The sequence below is a fragment of the Streptomyces sp. NPDC058221 genome (assembly GCF_042882365.1).
In the GTDB taxonomy this organism is placed as follows: Bacteria; Actinomycetota; Actinomycetes; order Streptomycetales; family Streptomycetaceae; genus Streptomyces.
The window spans coordinates 1-1078 of sequence record NZ_JBHVWF010000325.1; the positions used below are offsets into that span (position 1 = coordinate 1).

Genomic DNA, 1078 nt, shown 5'->3' on the forward strand with positions numbered 1-1078 from the left:
ACGACCTTGACGCGGGTGCGGTTGCCGACGGCGTCGGTGCCGTCCTTGAGCGTCTCGATCCGTCGGATGTCGAGGCGCACCGAGGCGTAGAACTTCAGCGCGCGGCCACCGGTGGTGGTCTCCGGCGAGCCGAACATCACGCCGATCTTCTCGCGGAGCTGGTTGATGAAGATCGCCGTCGTCCTCGTCTGGCTGAGCGCACTGGTGATCTTGCGGAGCGCCTGGCTCATCAGCCGGGCCTGCAGGCCCATGTGGGAGTCACCCATGGCGCCCTCGATCTCGGCACGGGGCACCAGGGCCGCGACGGAGTCGATGACGATCAGGTCGAGGGCGCCCGAGCGGATCAGGATGTCGAGGATCTCCAGCGCCTGTTCGCCGTTGTCCGGCTGGGACAGGATGAGGTTGTCGGTGTCGACGCCGAGCTTCTTCGCGTACTCGGGGTCGAGGGCGTGTTCGGCGTCGATGAAGGCCACGGTGCCGCCGGCCTTCTGGGCGTTCGCCACGGCGTGCAGCGTCAGCGTCGTCTTGCCGGAGGACTCCGGTCCGTACACCTCCACCACCCGGCCGCGCGGCAGGCCGCCCACACCGAGCGCCACGTCCAGCGCGGTCGAGCCGGTGGGGATCACTTCGATGGGCTCGTTGGGCCGCTCGCCGAGGCGCATGACCGCGCCTCTGCCGTACTTCCGCTCGATCTGCGCGAGCACGGTGTCCAGCGCCTTCTCGTGGTCGGTTCCTGCCATGAGCTTCACCCGGTCCGATTGAGTGGCACGCCGCACATCGGGGAACGTGGGCGTCTGCTGCCGACAACGGACGTGTCGGAGATTCAAAAACGAACATCCGATCGATTTGCGTGTCCAGTGAAAGGTACCAAACGGAGGGAAGCGGGTCGGGTGGCGCGCCGGACGGCGCCGGTCGCCGGCTGGGCCGCCCGCGGGCGCCGTCTCAGATCCTCGCGTGGCCGCCAGGGGTTACGGGACAGCCCTTAGCTTGATCTTTAACGTCAGGGCCCGAACGGTTCGTCGTACTTGATCACTCGGATTGGTAACTGCGGTACACGCAGGCGGCCTTCGGCTGAGCA

At 67.3% G+C, this 1078-nt stretch carries 1 protein-coding gene; it reads right to left on the reverse strand.

Annotated elements, in window-relative coordinates; genetic code table 11:
• A partial coding sequence (recA, locus tag ACFVW8_RS39180) for a recombinase RecA (RefSeq protein WP_389698840.1) occupies nucleotides 1-740 on the reverse strand: 740 nt, incomplete at its 3' end.
• Nucleotides 741-1078 lie beyond the last annotated feature (338 nt).